Source organism: Dryocola sharpae, from assembly GCF_051307055.1.
Classification (GTDB): domain Bacteria; phylum Pseudomonadota; class Gammaproteobacteria; order Enterobacterales; family Enterobacteriaceae; genus Dryocola.
In genome coordinates, this window is record NZ_CP149994.1 from 3,589,304 (window position 1) to 3,605,850 (window position 16,547).

Below are 16,547 nucleotides of genomic sequence, written 5' to 3' on the forward strand. Positions count from 1 at the left end.
GCTGTCGCTTTTTCAACCGGGATCAGAACCTCTGACAATGAATTTACAGCATCACTTTCTTATTGCCATGCCGGCTCTTCAGGACCCCCTTTTTAAGCGTGCCGTAGTCTATATCTGCGAATACAACGAAGATGGCGCGATGGGGATCATTATTAATAAACCCCTCGAAAACCTTCAGGTTGATGGCGTACTGCAAAAGTTAAAGATCGAACCCGATCCTCGCGACCCCGCTATTCGTCTTGATAAGCCCGTGTTTATCGGCGGCCCGCTGGCCGAAGATCGTGGCTTTATCCTGCACAGCCCGCCAGATATGTTCGCTTCAAGCATTCGTATTTCTGACGATACGGTAATCACCACCTCAAGAGACGTGCTGGAAACCATCGGCACGCCGAACCAGCCGAAAGAGGTGATGGTGGCGCTGGGCTATTCCTCATGGGAAAAAGGACAGCTTGAGCAGGAGATCCTTGAAAACGCCTGGCTTACCGCTCCGGCAGATGCCGCCATTCTGTTTACTACGCCGATTGCCGAACGCTGGCGCGAAGCGGCGAAGCTGATTGGTGTTGATATCCATACTATGCCAGGCGAAGCGGGGCACGCGTAATGAGCAGCGGAACACTTTTAGCCTTTGATTTCGGCACTAAAAGCATCGGCGTGGCGATCGGCCAGCGTATTACCGGCACCGCCCGCCCGCTCACCGCGCTAAAAGCGCAGGAAGGCTCGCCGGACTGGAACGCCGTAGAAAAAATCCTGAAAGAGTGGCAGCCAGACGAAGTAATCGTTGGCCTGCCGCTGAATATGGACGGCACGGAACAGCCGCTGACCGCCCGCGCCCGTAAATTCGCTAACCGTCTGCACGGCCGCTTTGGCGTGAAGGTATCCTTACAGGACGAGCGCCTCAGCACCGTTGAAGCGCGTGCGGGCCTGTTTGAGCACGGCGGCTTCCGCGCGCTTAACAAAGGCAGCATTGATTCCGCTTCCGCCGTGATTATTCTTGAAAGCTGGTTTGAATATCATCCGTGATTGCCCGCCCGCCCCTCACTCACCTCTTTTTCAGAGGTGAGAAAAATTTTCCTCTGCAATTTCTGCAACTAGTCTCTTAGTAATTCCAACATGATCACAAATCCGTAGGTATCTCTTTGCGATCGCTTTTGTGTTTCTATAAAAGAAACATTGAGGTTAAGTGAACGCATTCCTGTCGGTAAGCCGCAGGCGGTGATAATAAACGCTAAGAGAATATTCTTATGTCAGAACAACCACTTACTACAGCAAAGGCTAAAAGTTCCGGCCGTGTACGTTTTCTGGTGCTCGGCCTGGTTTTTATTAACATTATTATCAACTACATGGATCGTACCAATCTCTCGGTAGCCGCCACTGAAATGGCAGGAGAAATGCAGTTCACCCCGCTACAAATGGGGCTGATCTTTTCAGCCTTCGGCTGGATCTATGCTGCCCTGCAGATCCCCGGAGGCTTTGTTATCGATCGCTTCGGTTCGCGCATTGTGTATGGCGTCGGGTTGTTTATCTGGTCATTAATAACCGCGCTGCACGCGATAGCCAACAGCTTCGGCGCGCTGGTCGGTTTACGTCTGGGCGTCGGGGCATTTGAAGCTCCCGTAATGCCATCGAATAACCGGGTTATTTCCAGCTGGTTCCCGGAAGAGGAACGAGCAAGCGCCATCGGTATTTACTCCTCCGCGCAATTTGTAGGCCTGGCCTGCATGACTCCGCTTCTTTTCCATGTGCAGGATCTTTTTGGCTGGCGCGGGCTGTTTCTCATCACCGGCGTCGTGGGTATGCTCTGGGCCGTGGTGTGGTACTGCTTGTATCGTGAACCGCTGGAACACAAAAGTATTTCGAAGGCGGAGCTGGATCATATCCGTGAAGGAGGAGCGATTCTGGAAAGCCGCCAGGAAGCGGCAAAACGAGCTTTCTCATGGAGCGATCTTGCGCTGATGTTTCGCAGCCGCAAGCTTATCGGCATTTATTTCGGCCAGTTCACCATCTCCGCGACCTTTTGGTTTTTCCTGACCTGGTTTCCGACCTACCTCGTGCAGTATCGCCATATGGATTTCATCAAGTCCGGATACATCGCCTCTGTGCCGTATCTGGCGGCGTTTTTCGGCGTGTTGCTGGCAGGCTTTGTTTCTGACCGCCTGGTTAAGCGCGGCGTCAGCGCAAGCTTCGCACGAAAAGCGCCGGTCATCCTGGGTATGGCGCTAACGCTGTTTATCCTGGGTGCCAACTACACCAACGATCCGACGCTCATTATCCTGTTCATGTCGATTGCCTTCTTTGGTAACGGCCTTGCCACTATCACCTGGGTATTCGTTACCGCGCTGGCTCCGCGCCATTTAATCGGCCTGGCGGGAGGCGTGTTTAACTTTACCGGCGCGCTGTCGTCTATCGTAGTGCCTATTGCTATCGGAGCGCTGATCGACGGGCATAACTTTGCGCCGGCGCTGGCATTCATCGCGGTGCTGGCGGGGCTTGGGATCTGTTCGTATCTGTTTGTTGTCGGACGTATCGACCTTGATACAACAAAGCAAACTAAGCCGCATGCGTGACAAGCTGAGCGGCAAGTTTTTGCAGCTGGCTAAGGCGCGGGGCGATCTGCTCTTCACCCGCATCCCATATCCCGGCGAGCGCCAGCGCGGCATTGTGGGCACCCAACGGCTGCGCCATAGAAAGCTCGCCATCGTCATGACGCCATACCACATGGCCCTGTGCACGCTGCTGAGCCAGGTAAGGCGACATTGCCTGCCACTGTTCAGGAGTGAAACGCTGCTGCAGGGCTTCATCAGTTTCACCTGCCAGCAGCGCCATACCAATAACCGATTGCCAGGCAGGAAGCATATGAAAACCAGCCAGCGCCTGGCTCATCTGAATACCCGGCTCGGAGTGATAGATATAGATAACCTGATCCTCCCAGAGCACGCCCATAGCCACCACGATGTCCTTCGGCGCGTGGCGCTCGAGCAAAGGCAGAGCCTGTGAGAAAAGGGCGGAACCGCGAATCGCCTGGGCCGCTAAAGCATGAATGCCGGGGCCGGGAAGGTAGCGACGCTGCTCATCCTGCTGGGTGAGGCCAATCGCGGCCATCGTCATCAACAGACGATTGACACGGGTGGCGTTAATACCCATCAGGCGAGCCAGTTCACGGCAACCAATGGCCCGATCGCTGGAAACCAGATACTGCAGGCAACGGATACCGTCGATAAGGCTTTGATTCGGTTGTGATGACATAGCGCGCTTCAAATGAATGCAGGAAACCCGATTTTATCGCCAGTTTTAGAGGAAACAAACTTTATGCAAATCTTTCAGCAAACCGACGCCAGAGAATTTCCGCAGCAGCGGCTACAGACCGACCTGCTGGTAGCCGGTGGCGGCCTTGCCGGTCTTTGCGCCGCGCTTGCTGCCGCACGTGACGGGTTACAGGTCGTGTTGGTTCAGGATCGTCCCGTGCTGGGAGGAAATGCTTCCAGCGAAGTCCGTCTGTGGGCCAACGGCGCGACATCCCATATGGGGAACAATAACCGCTGGGCTCGTGAAGGCGGGATTATGGGCGAAATCATGGAAGAAAATCTCTATCGCAACAAAGAGGGGAACCCCGTGATGTTCGATCTGGTGCTGCTTGATATGGCCAGAAGCGAACCGAATCTCACTTTGCTGCTGAATACCGCGCTATTCGAAGTCTTCACAGAAGAGAAAAGAATTACTCGCGTCAAAGGCTTTAATGCCATTAACGAAACCTTTTACGACATTGCTGCCGCACAGTTTTGCGATGCAACCGGCGACGGCGTGCTGGGCCACTTTGCCGGTGCCGAATACCGGGTAGGCGCGGAAGACCCGCAAGAATTCGATGAAAAAATGGCGCCGGGGGATAATTTTGGTCATAAGCTGGGCCACTCCATCTATTTCTATACCAAAAAGGGCAGCTCACCGGTTAATTTTGTTCCCCCTTCTTTTGCCTTAAAAGATATTCAGGACATCCCCCGCTATACCCGGCTGACTTCCACCCTGAATGGCTGCGATTTGTGGTGGCTGGAATGGGGCGGACGCCTGGATACCATTCACGACAGCGAAGAGATTAAGTGGGAGCTGTGGAAAATAGTCTGGGGCGTATGGGATTACATTAAAAATTCCGGCCAGTTTGAAGATGCCGCTAATATGACCATCGAGTGGGTGGGTGCAATACCTGGCAAACGTGAAAGCCGTCGCTTCATCGGTGACCATATACTTTCCCAGCAGGACATCATTGAACAACGCGACCACTATGACGCCGTAGCCTACGGCGGCTGGTCTATCGACCTTCACCCGGCAGACGGCGTCTACAGTAAGCATGACGGCTGCCGCCAGTTCCACAGCAAAGGGACTTACACTATCCCCTACCGCAGCCTGTACAGCCGCTCGCTGGAAAATCTGTTTCTTACCGGACGGTTGATTTCCGCATCACACGTGGCCTTTGGCAGCGCCCGCGTTATGTGCACCTGTGGCTTACTGGGCGAGGTCGTTGGGCGTGCCGCTGCCCTGTGCCATCAGCAAAAGCTGACCGCGTCCCAGCTGGCGGAAAAAGATCGAGTCTGCGCTCTACAGCAGCATCTGCAACAAACGGGCTGCTACATACCACGCCAGTGGCTTGCTGACCCGGCAAGCGGAGCACGGATCGATACCAGTAGCGAACTACGTCCGAAAGCGCTATCAGCCAACGGTGACTGGGCAGCGCTTAAGGAGCGCATGGCAATTCTTTTGCCTTTAAAAGCTAACGAAAAGTTACCAGAGATGCGCTTCACCTTGCGGACAGCTTCGCCACAATCATTGAAAATCAATCTGTTGGGCAGTGCAAGAGCAGGCAACTTCACGCCCGATACACCGCTGGGCGAACAGACCCTCTCCATTGTTCAACAGGGCGAATACGGGGTGCGTTTCGATTATCAAAGTAAACGGGATGAATATCTTTTTATCGCTTTTGAAAGCAATGAACAGATTGAAATCGCGCTCACCGGGCAGCATCTGCCGGGCATTATGACCTTATTTAACAGCTTAAATGCCCGCGTGGCGAAGCATACGCGTCAGGTAGCCGACGGGGACTACGGCGTTGACGAATTTGATTTCTGGCTGCCGCGTCGCCATCCAAATCAGATTCTACCCGCGCTTCGCTTTGAGCCTGCGTTACGATGCTATGCGCCAGAGAATTTACTTAATGGCCGCCTGCGTCCCGAGCAGCATACCAACGCATGGGTGCCAGATTTTGGCGATCGTACCCCCTGGGTGATATGGCGATGGGCGATACCGCAAACATTCAATACCCTCACGTTGGTCTTTGATAACGATTTCGATAATGCAATGGAATCAGTGCAAATGGGCCACTCGCTTTCTGTTACTCCACATTGTGTCACTCACTATCGCCTGTGGGCGGACAATAAAATTCTTGTGGAGATTACGGATAATCGGCACTCCGTTTGCGAGCATCGCTTATCACAGCCTCTTACCGCTAAGCAGATCAAACTCGAAATTGTCTGCACGGCAGGCGGGATCCCAGCGTTGTATTCGCTTAATGTGCGTTAAGCGAATTTAGCGAAACCCTGGCGGCGGATGGCGCTTACGCTTATCCGCCCTTGTCAGCAGCTATTTTTGTCGGCTTTAGTCAATTCATGCCTCGCCGCTACGGCCAGGAAATGGCTGCGGTCCCGGTAACCTGAATCAGCTTTTTTGACGCGGGAATCAATGCGTTGTAGCAATGCATCCGGAAGATTTATATTTATCCGCTGTGGCTTCCCCTCAAGGGAAGACAAATCGACATCGACCATTAACCACTGATTGCAGTAGCTATATTCCGGGTTTGCTGCATAAATAAATGGCCCTGCATCTTTAAGCCGGGTGATATCCTTTCCACGCTCGACCATCAGATCGACAATCGATAAAATCGCTTCCTGAACCATAGCTGCTATCTCATCCTGATTATCTGCCGCAGAAACACAGCCAAAATCATCGGTACACAGCGCAGGCACAATCAGGCCATAGGCTTCATTCTCGTTTGCGGGCATTTCCACGCCAACAGAAAAAAACATGTTCAACCTCCGGTAACTGCGGGTTAAATTCCCGCTATTTGACGAATGGATCTGACTCTACCTATGGGCAAATCTTTTTTCGGATGCGGTACGGGGAAAGTTTTCCCCGTGTTTGGCGAGCACCATATCCAGTGACTGCCGCCAGATTTTCTGACGGGTTCGCATCCTGCGGCCTTCAGCTCCTTTATTAAGTCAGCGGATCTCATATTCTCCTCCTGACCGGCAGGTTAATATACACACGCATACACACAAATACAATAACGTTGCTCATAATGTCTCCTCCCTGAGCGTATCGGTAGCCTCGTCGTCATCGATTTTCCCTTCGCGCCACCGCTCGGCCTTACTCTGCGCAAAACTCTGCATCCCATGCTGCTGCCCCGTCTGCAGCAGGCCGGGCAGCTGATGCGTTTTGCCTTCGCGAATCAGGTTCGCCACCGCCGGGGTATTTACCAGCAGTTCATACAGCGCGACCCTTCCACCCTGCTTTGCCGGCAATAGCTTTTGTGCCAGTACGGCTTTAAGGCTGCCTGCAAGCTGGCTGCGGACGTGGTCTTTTTCTTCCGCCGGGAACACGTCCACCAGCCTTTCCACCGCCTGCGCCGCGCCGCGCGTATGCAGCGTAGCCAGCACCAGATGACCTGTTTCCGCCGCGGTTAAAGCCAGCCGTATGGTTTCGCCGTCTCGCAATTCCCCAAGCAGGATCACATCCGGGTCTTCGCGCAGCGCGGCTTTTAGCCCGGCTGCGAATGTCTGGCAATGCACGCCGGGCTCCCTTTGCTGGATCAGGCATCGTCCGGAGCGATGCACAAACTCCACGGGGTCTTCAAGAGTGAGGATATGCCCATCCAGACGATGATTGAGGCGATCGACCATTGCCGCAAGCGTGGTGGTTTTACCGCTGCCGGTGGCGCCTGTCACCAGGATCAGGCCGTCGGGCATTTGCAGTAGCGACGGAATCATTGGCGGTACGCTTAATTCTTCCAGCTTTGGACAGCCTGATGCGAGCAAACGTAACGCGAGTGAGTAGCCCTGATACTGGCGAAAAGCGTTGACGCGCAGCCGAATATCGCCAGCAAGCGTCACGGCAAAATCTATTTGTCCCGTATCTTCCAGCACTTCTCGCTGCTCCTTCGCAAGCCAGCCCGCAAGCAGGATTTCGGGTTCAGGCGCCGTTTCCGGAAAAGGTTCAAGCCGCCCTTGCCTGCGCCAGCGTGCAGATTGCCCCGAGCACAGGTGTAGATCGGAAGCGTTATGCTTTACACTAAGGGCCACAATTTCTTCGATATCCATATCACTTTCCAACGTATGAACGAGATAGCGCACAATCTGGCACAGGTTCACCACAAAATCTCAGCGGCGGCATCGCGCTGCGGGCGTGCTTCCGAAGAAGTTACTTTGCTTGCGGTCAGCAAAACCAAACCTGCGAGCGCCATCGAAGAAGCGGTTGCCGCCGGGCAGCGCGCTTTCGGCGAGAACTATGTCCAGGAAGGCGTGGATAAAATTCGCCACTTTGCTGAAAACGGCGACCAGCCGCTTGAATGGCACTTTATCGGGCCTTTGCAGTCAAACAAAAGTCGTCTGGTTGCCGAGCATTTTGACTGGTGCCATACGGTAGACAGACTGCGCATCGCCACTCGTCTGAGCGAGCAGCGTCCGGCGGATATGCCGCCGCTTAACGTACTGATTCAAATAAATATTAGCGATGAACATAGCAAATCCGGGATCGCGCTTAGCGAGCTTGAACAGCTCGCATCTGAAGTTGCCGCGCTGCCGGGTCTGCTGTTACGGGGTTTAATGGCGATTCCCGCGCCTGAACCCGATTACGAGCGCCAGTTCGCCGTTTGCAGCCGGATGGCCGCGGCATTCGAAACGCTTAAAAACCGTTATTCGACGGTCGATACATTATCTCTGGGCATGACCGATGACATGGACGCCGCGATTGCCGCAGGCAGCACCATGGTGCGCATTGGAACCGCTATATTCGGCGCGCGGGATTATCCTGCTCGCTAAACACTAAACGTTGAGGAACGCCATGCAGATGTTGACCTTCCTGCTTTCCACCGTCATTGAGCTGTATGTCATGGTGCTGCTGCTGCGCATCTGGATGCAGTGGGCGCGTACGGATTTCTACAATCCGTTTTCACAGTTCGTGGTGAAAGCAACCCAGCCGGTAATCAGCCCGTTACGACGCTTTATTCCGTCGATGGGGCCTGTCGACAGCGCTTCGCTGCTTATCGCCTTTCTGCTGTGCCTGGTGAAAGCGATGGTGCTTTTCCAGGCTGTCAGCTTCGCGCCGATCATCTGGATTGCCGCCCTGCTGGTGCTGCTGAAAACCGCAGGCCTGCTGTTCTTCTGGGTGATGATTATCCGGGCGCTGATGAGCTGGGTAAGCCAGGGTCGTAGCCCGGTTGAATTCGTTCTGATGCAGCTAACCGAACCCTTTATGGCACCGGTGCGCCGCATTCTGCCGGCGATGGGCGGCATCGATTTCTCCGGTATGATCGTGATTCTGGCGCTTTACGCGCTGAATATCGGCATTGCCGAGCTGCTGGCGCTTTCCGGCAATATGCTGCTGCCGGGCCTGTGGATGGCGCTTTGAGCGCAGTGAATCAAACCGCCGACGGGCTGGTTTTACGGCTCTATATTCAGCCTAAAGCCAGCCGGGATTCTATTATCGGACTGCACGGCGACGAGCTGAAAGTCGCCATTACCGCCCCACCGGTAGACGGCAAAGCCAACGCGCATCTGGTAAAATATCTGGCTAAACAGTTCCGCGTCGCCAGAGGCCAGGTGCTGCTTGAGAAAGGCGAGCTGGGCCGCCATAAACAACTTAAGATTATCGACCCGCAACAAATCCCGACGGAAGTCGCGGCATTGCTCGAATAATTACCCAAATTTCACAGGATCCCGCTATGCAAAAAGTTGTCCTCGCTACCGGTAACGCCGGTAAAGTACGCGAGCTCGCCGATTTACTGCGCGACTTTGGTCTTGATGTCGTGGCGCAAACCGAGCTGGGCGTAGAGTCCGCCGAAGAAACCGGCCTGACTTTTATTGAGAACGCCATTCTCAAAGCCCGCCACGCGGCGCAGGTCACAGGCCTGCCGGCTATTGCCGATGACTCAGGTCTGGCTGTCGATATGCTTGACGGCGCGCCGGGAATTTATTCCGCGCGTTACGCCGGCGAGGATGCCACCGACCAGCAAAATCTTGAGAAGCTGCTTGCTACGCTCAAAGACGTGCCGGACGACCAGCGCCAGGCGCAGTTCCACTGCGTGCTGGTCTATATGCGCCATGCCGCAGACCCAACGCCGCTGGTGTTTCACGGCAGCTGGGCCGGGGAAATCACTCGCGAGGCCGCGGGCGCAGGCGGCTTTGGCTATGATCCAATCTTCTTTGTCCCGGGCGAGGGCAAAACCGCCGCGGAGCTAACCCGCGACGAGAAACGCGCGATATCCCACCGGGGACAAGCGTTGAAACTGTTACTGGAAGCAATGAAAAATGGCTAACCTGCCACCCCTGAGTCTTTATATTCACATTCCCTGGTGCGTGCAGAAGTGCCCCTACTGTGACTTCAACTCGCACGCGCTCAAAGGCGAGGTGCCGCATGATGAGTACGTCAGCCACCTGCTGCGCGATCTGGATAACGACGCGCCAATGTCGCAAGGACGTGAAGTAAAGACCATCTTTATCGGTGGCGGTACGCCAAGCTTGCTTTCAAGCGAGGCGATGCAAACCCTGCTCGACGGCGTGCGTACGCGCCTGCCGCTGGCAGCAGATGCAGAAATTACTATGGAAGCGAACCCTGGCACGGTCGAGGCCGATCGTTTCAACGGCTATCAGCGCGCCGGCGTGAACCGTATCTCAATCGGCGTGCAAAGCTTCAGCGAGCCGAAGCTCAAGCGTCTGGGACGAATTCATGATTCAGGTGAGGCAAAGCGAGCGGCGAATCTGGCAAGCGGCCTTGGCCTGCGCAGCTTTAACCTTGATCTGATGCACGGCCTGCCGGATCAGTCGCTTGAAGAAGCGCTGGACGACCTGCGCCAGGCGATAGCGCTGAATCCCCCGCACCTGTCCTGGTATCAGCTGACCATCGAACCGAATACGCTGTTCGGTTCTCGTCCGCCAAAACTGCCGGACGATGACGCGCTGTGGGATATTTTTGAACAGGGCGACAGGCTGCTGACCGCCGCGGGCTATCGGCAGTATGAAACCTCCGCCTACGCCAAACCGGGCTACCAGTGCCAGCACAACCTGAACTACTGGCGCTTCGGAGACTATCTGGGAATCGGCTGCGGCGCACACGGTAAAATCACCTTTGCAGACGGGCGTATTCTGCGAACCGCCAAAACACGTCACCCGCGCGGCTATATGGAAGGCAAGTACCTCGACCGCCAGCATGATGTGGAACAGGCCGATAAACCATTCGAGTTCTTTATGAACCGCTTTCGCCTGCTGGAAGCCGCGCCGCGCAATGAATTCAGGCTATATACCGGGCTTGATGAGTCAGTTATCCGTCCGCAGTTAGATGAAGCCATTGCGAAGGATTACCTGATGGAGACGGCGGAGCACTGGCAGATAACCGAACACGGCAAGCTGTTTCTGAACTCGCTGCTGGAGCTGTTTCTGGCGGAGTGACTGAAAGAGATGGCGGATGGCGCGTTGCTTATCCGCCCTACGGAAAGTTTAGTAATTGTAGGACGGATAATCCGTCCTACGGTAATGACTGTAATTGCAGAGCGGATAAGCGTAGCGCCATCCGTTTCACGATAACGATTAGCAATTGTAGGGCAGATAAACGTAGCGCCATCCGTCCCACGGAAACGATTAGCAATTGCAGGGCGGATAAGCGTAGCGCCATCCGTCCCACGGTAACGATTAGCAATTGCAGCGCGAATAAGCGTAGCGCCATCCGTTTCACGGTAACGATTAGCAGTTGCAGGGCGGATAAGCGTAGCCCCATCCATCCCACGGTAACGATTAGCAGTTGCAGCGCGGATAAGCGTAGCCCCATCCGTCCCACGGTAACGGTTAGCAGTTGCAGGGCGGATAAGCGTAGCCCCATCCATACCGCGATAACAATTAGCAATTGCAGGGCGGATAAGCGTAGCGCCATCCGTTTCACGGTAACGATTAGCAATTGCAGCGCGAATAAGCGTAGCGCCATTCGTTCCACGGTAACAATTAGCAATGCATGACGATTAAGCGTAGCGCCATCCGTCCCACGGGAACGATTAGCAATTGCAGCGCGGATAAGCGTAGCGCCATCCGTTCCACGGTAACGATTAGCAATTGCAGGGCGGATAAGCGTAGCGCCATCCGTTCCACGGTAACGATTAGCAATTGTAGGGCAGATAAACGTAGCGCCATCCGTCCCACGGGAACGATTAGCAGTTGCAGCGCGAATAAGCGTAGCGCCATTCGTTCCACGGTAACAATTAGCAATGCATGACGATTAAGCGTAGCGCCATCCGTTCCACGGTAACGATTAGCAGTTGCGGGACGGATAAACGTAGCGCCATCCGTCCCACGGTAACGATTAGCAATTGTAGGGCGGATAAGCGTAGCGCCATCCGCCGCTTAAAATTACTTCAGGGTCTCAACCAGCCCTTTACGCTGGCCTTCCAGCGTCACCACTTTGCTGCATACGTCGCGGCCAAACTGTTCAAAATCTTTTTCCTGATTTTTCCACTCGTTCTGAATCGAGGTTTGCAGGCCGCCCAGGCTGCCCAATACGCCCTGTAACGGGTTGCCGCCGCCTTTAAGCACCGCTTTGGCGCCCATCTCATTGATGCTGTCCTGCAGGATGCCGCCCATCGCCTGGTTTACCAGGTTCTGGCCGTCGGCGCGTACCTGATCGATCGCTTTATAGTGGAAGGTTAAACCGTCCTGGCGAGGTTCAATGATGCGGTTCATCTGCTCTTTAAGCTGCGCATCCAGTTTGGTCAGGCGGCTACGCATATTGCTGCTCTCGCCTACTTCCTGCGCGATAATTTTATCCAGCGCTACGCGGCCTTTTTCTACGCGGCTACGCGCGCCTGCGTCAATCCACGGCAGATCGGTACGCAATGCCCGCTGATAGTTAACCGCCAGCTGGCGCTGCGTTGCATTTAAGGTGTGCGGCTTGCCGTTAAACTGCAGGCTGCCGTCCGGGGCGATAACTAAATTGCCGTTCTCGCCAACGACCTGCACGGACTGCGGGTTAATGACCACGTCGTCGCGCGGGTTCACGCTGCATTTATAATCGGCCTGCGCCTGCAAAGCGGTGAGGAGCAGAACGCCCATTAAAGCCTTACGAATCATAGCTACTCCAGATAAAAAACGGGCCGGCTAAACCGGCCCGTAGAGACTGACTATCAATCCCACCAGACGTCGAAGAGATCGCTGGTACGAACGTCTTCAAGCTTGTGCTCTTCAAGCCATTTACGCACCAGAGCCTGATGCTCTTCGGTACACTTGCCTGTCTCCTGCATGCAGATGAGGCCATCCCATGTCAGGTGGCCGCCGCCGTCAAAGGCGAGGCCGTTTTTATCGATGGCATCATTAATAAATGCATCAACCGTTTTATTAATATGCTCTTCCGAGGTGCCTTCCGGGAAACGCCATGCAACCGAGAACCCCAGCTCCTGGAATTCGTCGATATGCATTTTCTTACGCAGACGACGGCTACGATTTTTTGCCATTATTTTACCCTCTCGAACATTAAGTCCCATACGCCGTGACCAAGACGATGGCCACGCTGTTCAAATTTGGTCACCGGACGCGAATCCGGACGCGGTACGTAGTCGTTACTCTCCGACTGGTTTTGGTAACCGTCGATAGAAGACATCACTTCGAGCATGTGTTCAGCATAAGGTTCCCAGTCGGTTGCCATATGAAACACGCCGCCCAGCTTCAGTTTACGTTTCACCAGCTCCGCAAAAGGCACCTGCACGATACGGCGTTTATTATGACGCGCTTTGTGCCATGGATCAGGGAAAAAGAGCTGAACCATGTTTAAAGAATTGTCAGGAATCATGTTTTCCAACACTTCCACCGCGTCGTGGCACATTACGCGCAGGTTATCGACGCCCGCTTCATGCGCGGTGCTCAGACAGGCGCCCACGCCCGGCGAGTGCACTTCGATGCCGAGGAAGTTTTGCTCAGGCAAAGCCTGCGCCATAGCTACAAGCGACGAGCCCATACCAAAACCGATTTCCAGCGTAACCGGCGCTTCACGGCCAAACAGAGCGGCGAAATCGGCAGGCGCGGCTGCATATTCAACGCCCATCACCGGCCAGTAATTTTCCAGCGCGTGCTCCTGGCCTTTGGTCAGGCGACCCTGGCGGCGGACAAAGCTCCGAATCCGGCGCAGCGCGCGGCCTTCTTCATTAAATTCCGGTGAAATGACGTCATTCTTCATGGGTTTTAGCTACGTGTTAGTGTTCGGGAAACGGGCATTATCCAAAGTTAGTGGTCAGTTGCAAGAACAAGCACAGGAAAGTTCCGGTTTACAGCCCTCCGTGGTCTGTGCTGGAATCGGCACCCTGATTTAACCCTTTGCCGGATGCCCCGCGTTGACGATACAAGCGCCCCAATTCGCCCGCCAGGTTCTTGACTGGTACCACAAGTACGGGCGTAAAACGCTGCCCTGGCAGCAAGAGAAGACGCCTTACAAAGTATGGCTCTCGGAAGTGATGTTGCAACAAACGCAGGTCACCACCGTTATTCCTTACTTTGAACGCTTTATGGCGCGTTTCCCGACCGTGACGGATCTCGCCGGTGCGCCGCTTGATGAGGTTCTGCATTTGTGGACCGGCCTCGGTTACTACGCACGTGCGCGCAATCTTCATAAGGCTGCGCAGACGGTCGCAAATCAGCACGGCGGCGTTTTCCCGGAAACCTTTGATGAGGTTGCGGCGCTGCCCGGCGTTGGGCGTTCTACGGCCGGCGCGATTTTATCGCTGTCGCTCGGCAAACATTTCCCCATTCTGGACGGCAACGTAAAACGCGTTCTTGCGCGTTGCTATGCCATTGAAGGCTGGCCGGGCAAAAAGGATGTGGAGAAACGCCTGTGGGAAATAGCCGAACGGGTCACACCCGCGGAGGGCGTCAGCCAGTTTAACCAGGCGATGATGGATCTGGGCGCCATGGTTTGCACCCGTTCGAAGCCCAAATGCGAACTTTGCCCGTTAAACAACGGCTGCGTGGCTTATGCCAACCACAGCTGGGCAAACTATCCGGGGAAAAAACCGAAAGTCACGCTGCCGGAACGCACCGGCTATATGCTGATGATGCAGCAGGCGGACGAGGTGTTTCTCGCGCAGCGTCCCGCCGTTGGTTTATGGGGAGGCCTGTACTGTTTCCCCCAGTTCTCTACCGAAGCAGAACTGCGCGAGTGGCTGGCGCAACGCCATATTCCGGCCGATAATCTCACGCAGTTAACCGCTTTCCGCCATACGTTTAGCCATTTCCACCTGGATATTGTGCCAATGTGGCTTCCCGTGCATTCATTCGCGGGATGCATGGATGAAGGAACCGCTCTCTGGTATAACTTAGCGCAGCCGCCTTCCGTTGGACTGGCCGCCCCAGTGGAGCGCCTGTTACAGCAATTACATGCAGAGCCGGTAGTGATTAACGCTGCCCGGGCTCTTGAAGAGGAATGATTATGAGCAGAACAATTTTTTGTACCTACCTGCAACGCGAGGCCGAAGGCCAGGACTTTCAGCTCTATCCGGGCGAGCTGGGCAAGCGCATCTATAACGAGATTTCCAAAGAAGCCTGGGCGCAGTGGCAGACCAAACAAACCATGCTTATCAACGAACGCAAAATGAGCATGATGAACCCGGAGCACCGCAAAGCGCTGGAAGCCGAAATGGTGAACTTCCTGTTCGAAGGCAAAGAAGTCCACATTGAAGGCTTCACGCCGCCAGAAAAATAATAAAAGGGTCATCGGCCTTTCGAGTCTGCTGGCAAAGTCCTGGGATGTTAAAAGTCGCTTTGCCGGTACTTTTAAAAATAAGGGATGATGCTTTCTGATTTACCCCAGGCACCTGAAAACCATACATTTCGGGTGTCTGGCATCAATCTGAAAAGGACATCGGCCATTTTTTGCTAACCACAACACGCCAACACCTACATGGAATGATGAAAAAATTTCTCGCGCTAGCTTTGGTCGCCCCGCTGCTCATCTCGTGTTCAGGCAAAAAAGAAGATGCCTATAACGAAGCTTTTGTTAAGGACACTAACGGATTTGATATTTTGATGGGGCAATTTGCCCATAACATCGAAAATATCTGGGGTATGAAAGAGGTGCTGATCGCCGGTCCTAAGGACTACGTTAAGTACACCGATCGGTATCTGACTCGCAGCCACATCAACTTTGATGACGGTACCATTACCGTTGAAACCATCGCCGGTACCGATCCCGCCGCGCACCTGCGCCAGGCGATCGTCTCTACGTTGCTGATGGGTGACGATCCCGGCTCAATCGATCTCTATTCCGACGCCAACGACGTGCTGATTTCGAAGATGCCGTTCCTTTACGGGCAGGTCGTTGATAACACCGGTCAGCCTATCCGCTGGGAAGGGCGCGCTGCGAAATTCGCCGATTATTTGCTGCAAACGCACCTGAAAAGCCGCAAAGCAGGGTTAAAAATCGTTTACAGCGTCACGATTAACCTGGTGCCGAACCACCTTGATAAGCGTGCGCATAAATATATCGGTATGGTGCGGAAAGCCTCGAAAAAATATGGCGTGGACGAGTCGCTGATCCTGGCGATTATGCAAACCGAATCGAGCTTTAACCCGTATGCGGTAAGCCATGCCGATGCGCTCGGCCTGATGCAGGTCGTGCAGCACAGCGCGGGCGTGGACGTGTTTAAAGCGCAGGGAAAATGGGGCAAACCAAGCCGCAGCTACCTGTTCGATCCGGAAAGCAATATCGATACCGGCACCGCGTATCTTGCGATTTTACAACAGAGCTATCTGGGCGGCATTAATAACCCCACCTCCCGTCGCTATGCCGTCATCACCGCGTACAACGGCGGCGCAGGCAGCGTGCTGCGGGTGTTTAACAGCGATAAACAGCGAGCCTTCAGCATCATCAATAGCATGGGTGCCGACGACGTTTACCAGACGCTAACCACGCGTCATCCTTCTTCTGAATCGCGCCGTTATCTGTATAAAGTAAATACGGCGCAGAAGAGCTATCGCAGACGTTAGTTAAAACGCTCCCCCGTAAACTATACGGGGGATTTTTATCGCCACACACAAAGCTGCGCGAAAAACCGAAAATCCTGATATTCGCGCGCGCCTTTCAATAACCGTCATATTCTTATGTGCAATTAAATAAAGCATACAACTTTATTTTTTAATAACTCCATAATCTCTCCATTATTTCCTTTCAGAAACATTCGTTCAAAAAATTGCCGGCAATATTGCTTCACATGATGGCGCAAAAAATTATAATAAGCATAAGTGAGAACGATCATTCTCACTTTA

At 54.2% G+C, this 16,547-nt stretch carries 21 protein-coding genes; 12 read left to right on the forward strand and 9 right to left on the reverse strand.

The window, feature by feature from the left end:
- The first annotated feature begins 37 nt into the window (after nt 1-37).
- The 3 genes from WLO31_RS17075 to WLO31_RS17085 all read left to right on the forward strand — a co-directional run bounded on the left by WLO31_RS17075 (nt 38) and on the right by WLO31_RS17085 (nt 2,564).
- On the forward strand, nt 38-601 hold the full coding sequence (locus WLO31_RS17075) for a YqgE/AlgH family protein (protein WP_435927814.1): 564 nt from the start codon (nt 38-40) through the stop codon (nt 599-601).
- Nucleotides 601-1,020, forward strand: coding sequence for a Holliday junction resolvase RuvX (gene ruvX, locus WLO31_RS17080; protein WP_435927815.1), 420 nt, complete (start codon nt 601-603; stop codon nt 1,018-1,020). Before WLO31_RS17075 ends, ruvX begins: the two co-directional genes overlap by 1 nt.
- 221 nt (nt 1,021-1,241) lie before the next feature.
- The gene (locus WLO31_RS17085; protein WP_435927816.1) at nt 1,242-2,564 is read left to right on the forward strand and encodes an MFS transporter; all 1,323 of its coding nucleotides are present in this window, start codon (nt 1,242-1,244) and stop codon (nt 2,562-2,564) included.
- Here WLO31_RS17085 and WLO31_RS17090 read toward each other — a convergent pair.
- A complete protein-coding gene (locus tag WLO31_RS17090; RefSeq protein WP_435927817.1) occupies nt 2,548-3,243 on the reverse strand; it encodes an IclR family transcriptional regulator domain-containing protein in 696 nt (231 codons plus the stop codon). The two genes, WLO31_RS17085 and WLO31_RS17090, sit on opposite strands and share 17 nt — an antisense overlap.
- Before the next feature lie 63 nt (nt 3,244-3,306).
- Here WLO31_RS17090 and WLO31_RS17095 point away from each other — a divergent pair, with 63 nt between their 5' ends.
- On the forward strand, nt 3,307-5,565 hold the full coding sequence (locus tag WLO31_RS17095) for an FAD-dependent oxidoreductase (RefSeq protein WP_435927818.1): 2,259 nt from the start codon (nt 3,307-3,309) through the stop codon (nt 5,563-5,565).
- Between the two features lie 53 nt (nt 5,566-5,618).
- Here the strand turns inward: WLO31_RS17095 and WLO31_RS17100 are convergent, their stop codons facing one another.
- From WLO31_RS17100 to WLO31_RS17110, 3 genes are all read right to left on the reverse strand, one after another.
- Nucleotides 5,619-6,068: a type II toxin-antitoxin system HicB family antitoxin gene (locus tag WLO31_RS17100; RefSeq protein WP_435927819.1), complete on the reverse strand. Its 450-nt coding sequence runs from the start codon at nt 6,066-6,068 to the stop codon at nt 5,619-5,621.
- 23 nt (nt 6,069-6,091) lie between these two features.
- Nucleotides 6,092-6,274 (reverse strand): type II toxin-antitoxin system HicA family toxin, encoded by a 183-nt coding sequence (locus WLO31_RS17105; RefSeq protein ID WP_435927820.1) that lies wholly within the window; start codon nt 6,272-6,274, stop codon nt 6,092-6,094.
- A 61-nt stretch (nt 6,275-6,335) separates the two neighbouring features.
- The gene (locus WLO31_RS17110; RefSeq protein WP_435927821.1) at nt 6,336-7,358 is read right to left on the reverse strand and encodes a type IV pilus twitching motility protein PilT; all 1,023 of its coding nucleotides are present in this window, start codon (nt 7,356-7,358) and stop codon (nt 6,336-6,338) included.
- A 15-nt stretch (nt 7,359-7,373) separates the two neighbouring features.
- Here WLO31_RS17110 and WLO31_RS17115 point away from each other — a divergent pair, with 15 nt between their 5' ends.
- The 5 genes from WLO31_RS17115 to hemW are packed head-to-tail and all read left to right on the forward strand — an operon-like array spanning nt 7,374 to nt 10,703.
- Nucleotides 7,374-8,078, forward strand: a complete 705-nt coding sequence (locus WLO31_RS17115; protein WP_435930654.1) for a YggS family pyridoxal phosphate-dependent enzyme — start codon at nt 7,374-7,376, stop codon at nt 8,076-8,078.
- Between the two features lie 22 nt (nt 8,079-8,100).
- On the forward strand, nt 8,101-8,667 hold the full coding sequence (locus WLO31_RS17120; RefSeq protein WP_435927822.1) for a YggT family protein: 567 nt from the start codon (nt 8,101-8,103) through the stop codon (nt 8,665-8,667).
- Nucleotides 8,664-8,954 carry a DUF167 family protein YggU gene (gene yggU / locus WLO31_RS17125; RefSeq protein ID WP_435927823.1) on the forward strand — a complete coding sequence of 97 codons (291 nt, stop codon included), beginning with the start codon at nt 8,664-8,666 and terminating at the stop codon, nt 8,952-8,954. The genes WLO31_RS17120 and yggU overlap by 4 nt, the downstream gene beginning before the upstream one ends.
- A gap of 26 nt (nt 8,955-8,980) precedes the next feature.
- Nucleotides 8,981-9,574, forward strand: coding sequence for an XTP/dITP diphosphatase (locus WLO31_RS17130; protein WP_435927824.1), 594 nt, complete (start codon nt 8,981-8,983; stop codon nt 9,572-9,574).
- The gene (gene hemW, locus WLO31_RS17135; protein ID WP_435927825.1) at nt 9,567-10,703 is read left to right on the forward strand and encodes a radical SAM family heme chaperone HemW; all 1,137 of its coding nucleotides are present in this window, start codon (nt 9,567-9,569) and stop codon (nt 10,701-10,703) included. Before WLO31_RS17130 ends, hemW begins: the two co-directional genes overlap by 8 nt.
- 76 nt (nt 10,704-10,779) lie before the next feature.
- Here hemW and WLO31_RS17140 read toward each other — a convergent pair whose 3' ends face one another.
- The 5 genes from WLO31_RS17140 to trmB form a co-directional block, all read right to left on the reverse strand.
- Entirely contained in the window at nt 10,780-11,232 is a 453-nt protein-coding gene (locus WLO31_RS17140; RefSeq protein ID WP_435927826.1) for a hypothetical protein, read from the reverse strand.
- A 17-nt stretch (nt 11,233-11,249) separates the two neighbouring features.
- Nucleotides 11,250-11,486: a hypothetical protein gene (locus tag WLO31_RS17145; protein ID WP_435927827.1), complete on the reverse strand. Its 237-nt coding sequence runs from the start codon at nt 11,484-11,486 to the stop codon at nt 11,250-11,252.
- A gap of 165 nt (nt 11,487-11,651) precedes the next feature.
- Nucleotides 11,652-12,368, reverse strand: coding sequence for a DUF2884 domain-containing protein (locus WLO31_RS17150; RefSeq protein WP_435927828.1), 717 nt, complete (start codon nt 12,366-12,368; stop codon nt 11,652-11,654).
- Between the two features lie 53 nt (nt 12,369-12,421).
- Complete coding sequence (locus WLO31_RS17155) at nt 12,422-12,748, reverse strand: YggL family protein (RefSeq protein WP_435927829.1); 327 nt, start codon at nt 12,746-12,748, stop codon at nt 12,422-12,424.
- Nucleotides 12,748-13,467 carry a tRNA (guanosine(46)-N7)-methyltransferase TrmB gene (gene trmB / locus WLO31_RS17160; RefSeq protein WP_435927830.1) on the reverse strand — a complete coding sequence of 240 codons (720 nt, stop codon included), beginning with the start codon at nt 13,465-13,467 and terminating at the stop codon, nt 12,748-12,750. Before trmB ends, WLO31_RS17155 begins: the two co-directional genes overlap by 1 nt.
- A gap of 154 nt (nt 13,468-13,621) precedes the next feature.
- Between trmB and mutY the strand changes: the two genes are divergently transcribed.
- From mutY to mltC, 3 genes are all read left to right on the forward strand, one after another.
- Nucleotides 13,622-14,710, forward strand: coding sequence for an A/G-specific adenine glycosylase (gene mutY / locus WLO31_RS17165; RefSeq protein ID WP_435927831.1), 1,089 nt, complete (start codon nt 13,622-13,624; stop codon nt 14,708-14,710).
- Nucleotides 14,711-14,712: 2 nt separating this feature from the next.
- The gene (locus WLO31_RS17170) at nt 14,713-14,985 is read left to right on the forward strand and encodes an oxidative damage protection protein (protein ID WP_435927832.1); all 273 of its coding nucleotides are present in this window, start codon (nt 14,713-14,715) and stop codon (nt 14,983-14,985) included.
- A 206-nt stretch (nt 14,986-15,191) separates the two neighbouring features.
- On the forward strand, nt 15,192-16,268 hold the full coding sequence (mltC, locus tag WLO31_RS17175; RefSeq protein ID WP_435930655.1) for a membrane-bound lytic murein transglycosylase MltC: 1,077 nt from the start codon (nt 15,192-15,194) through the stop codon (nt 16,266-16,268).
- The last annotated feature ends 279 nt before the right edge of the window (nt 16,269-16,547 follow it).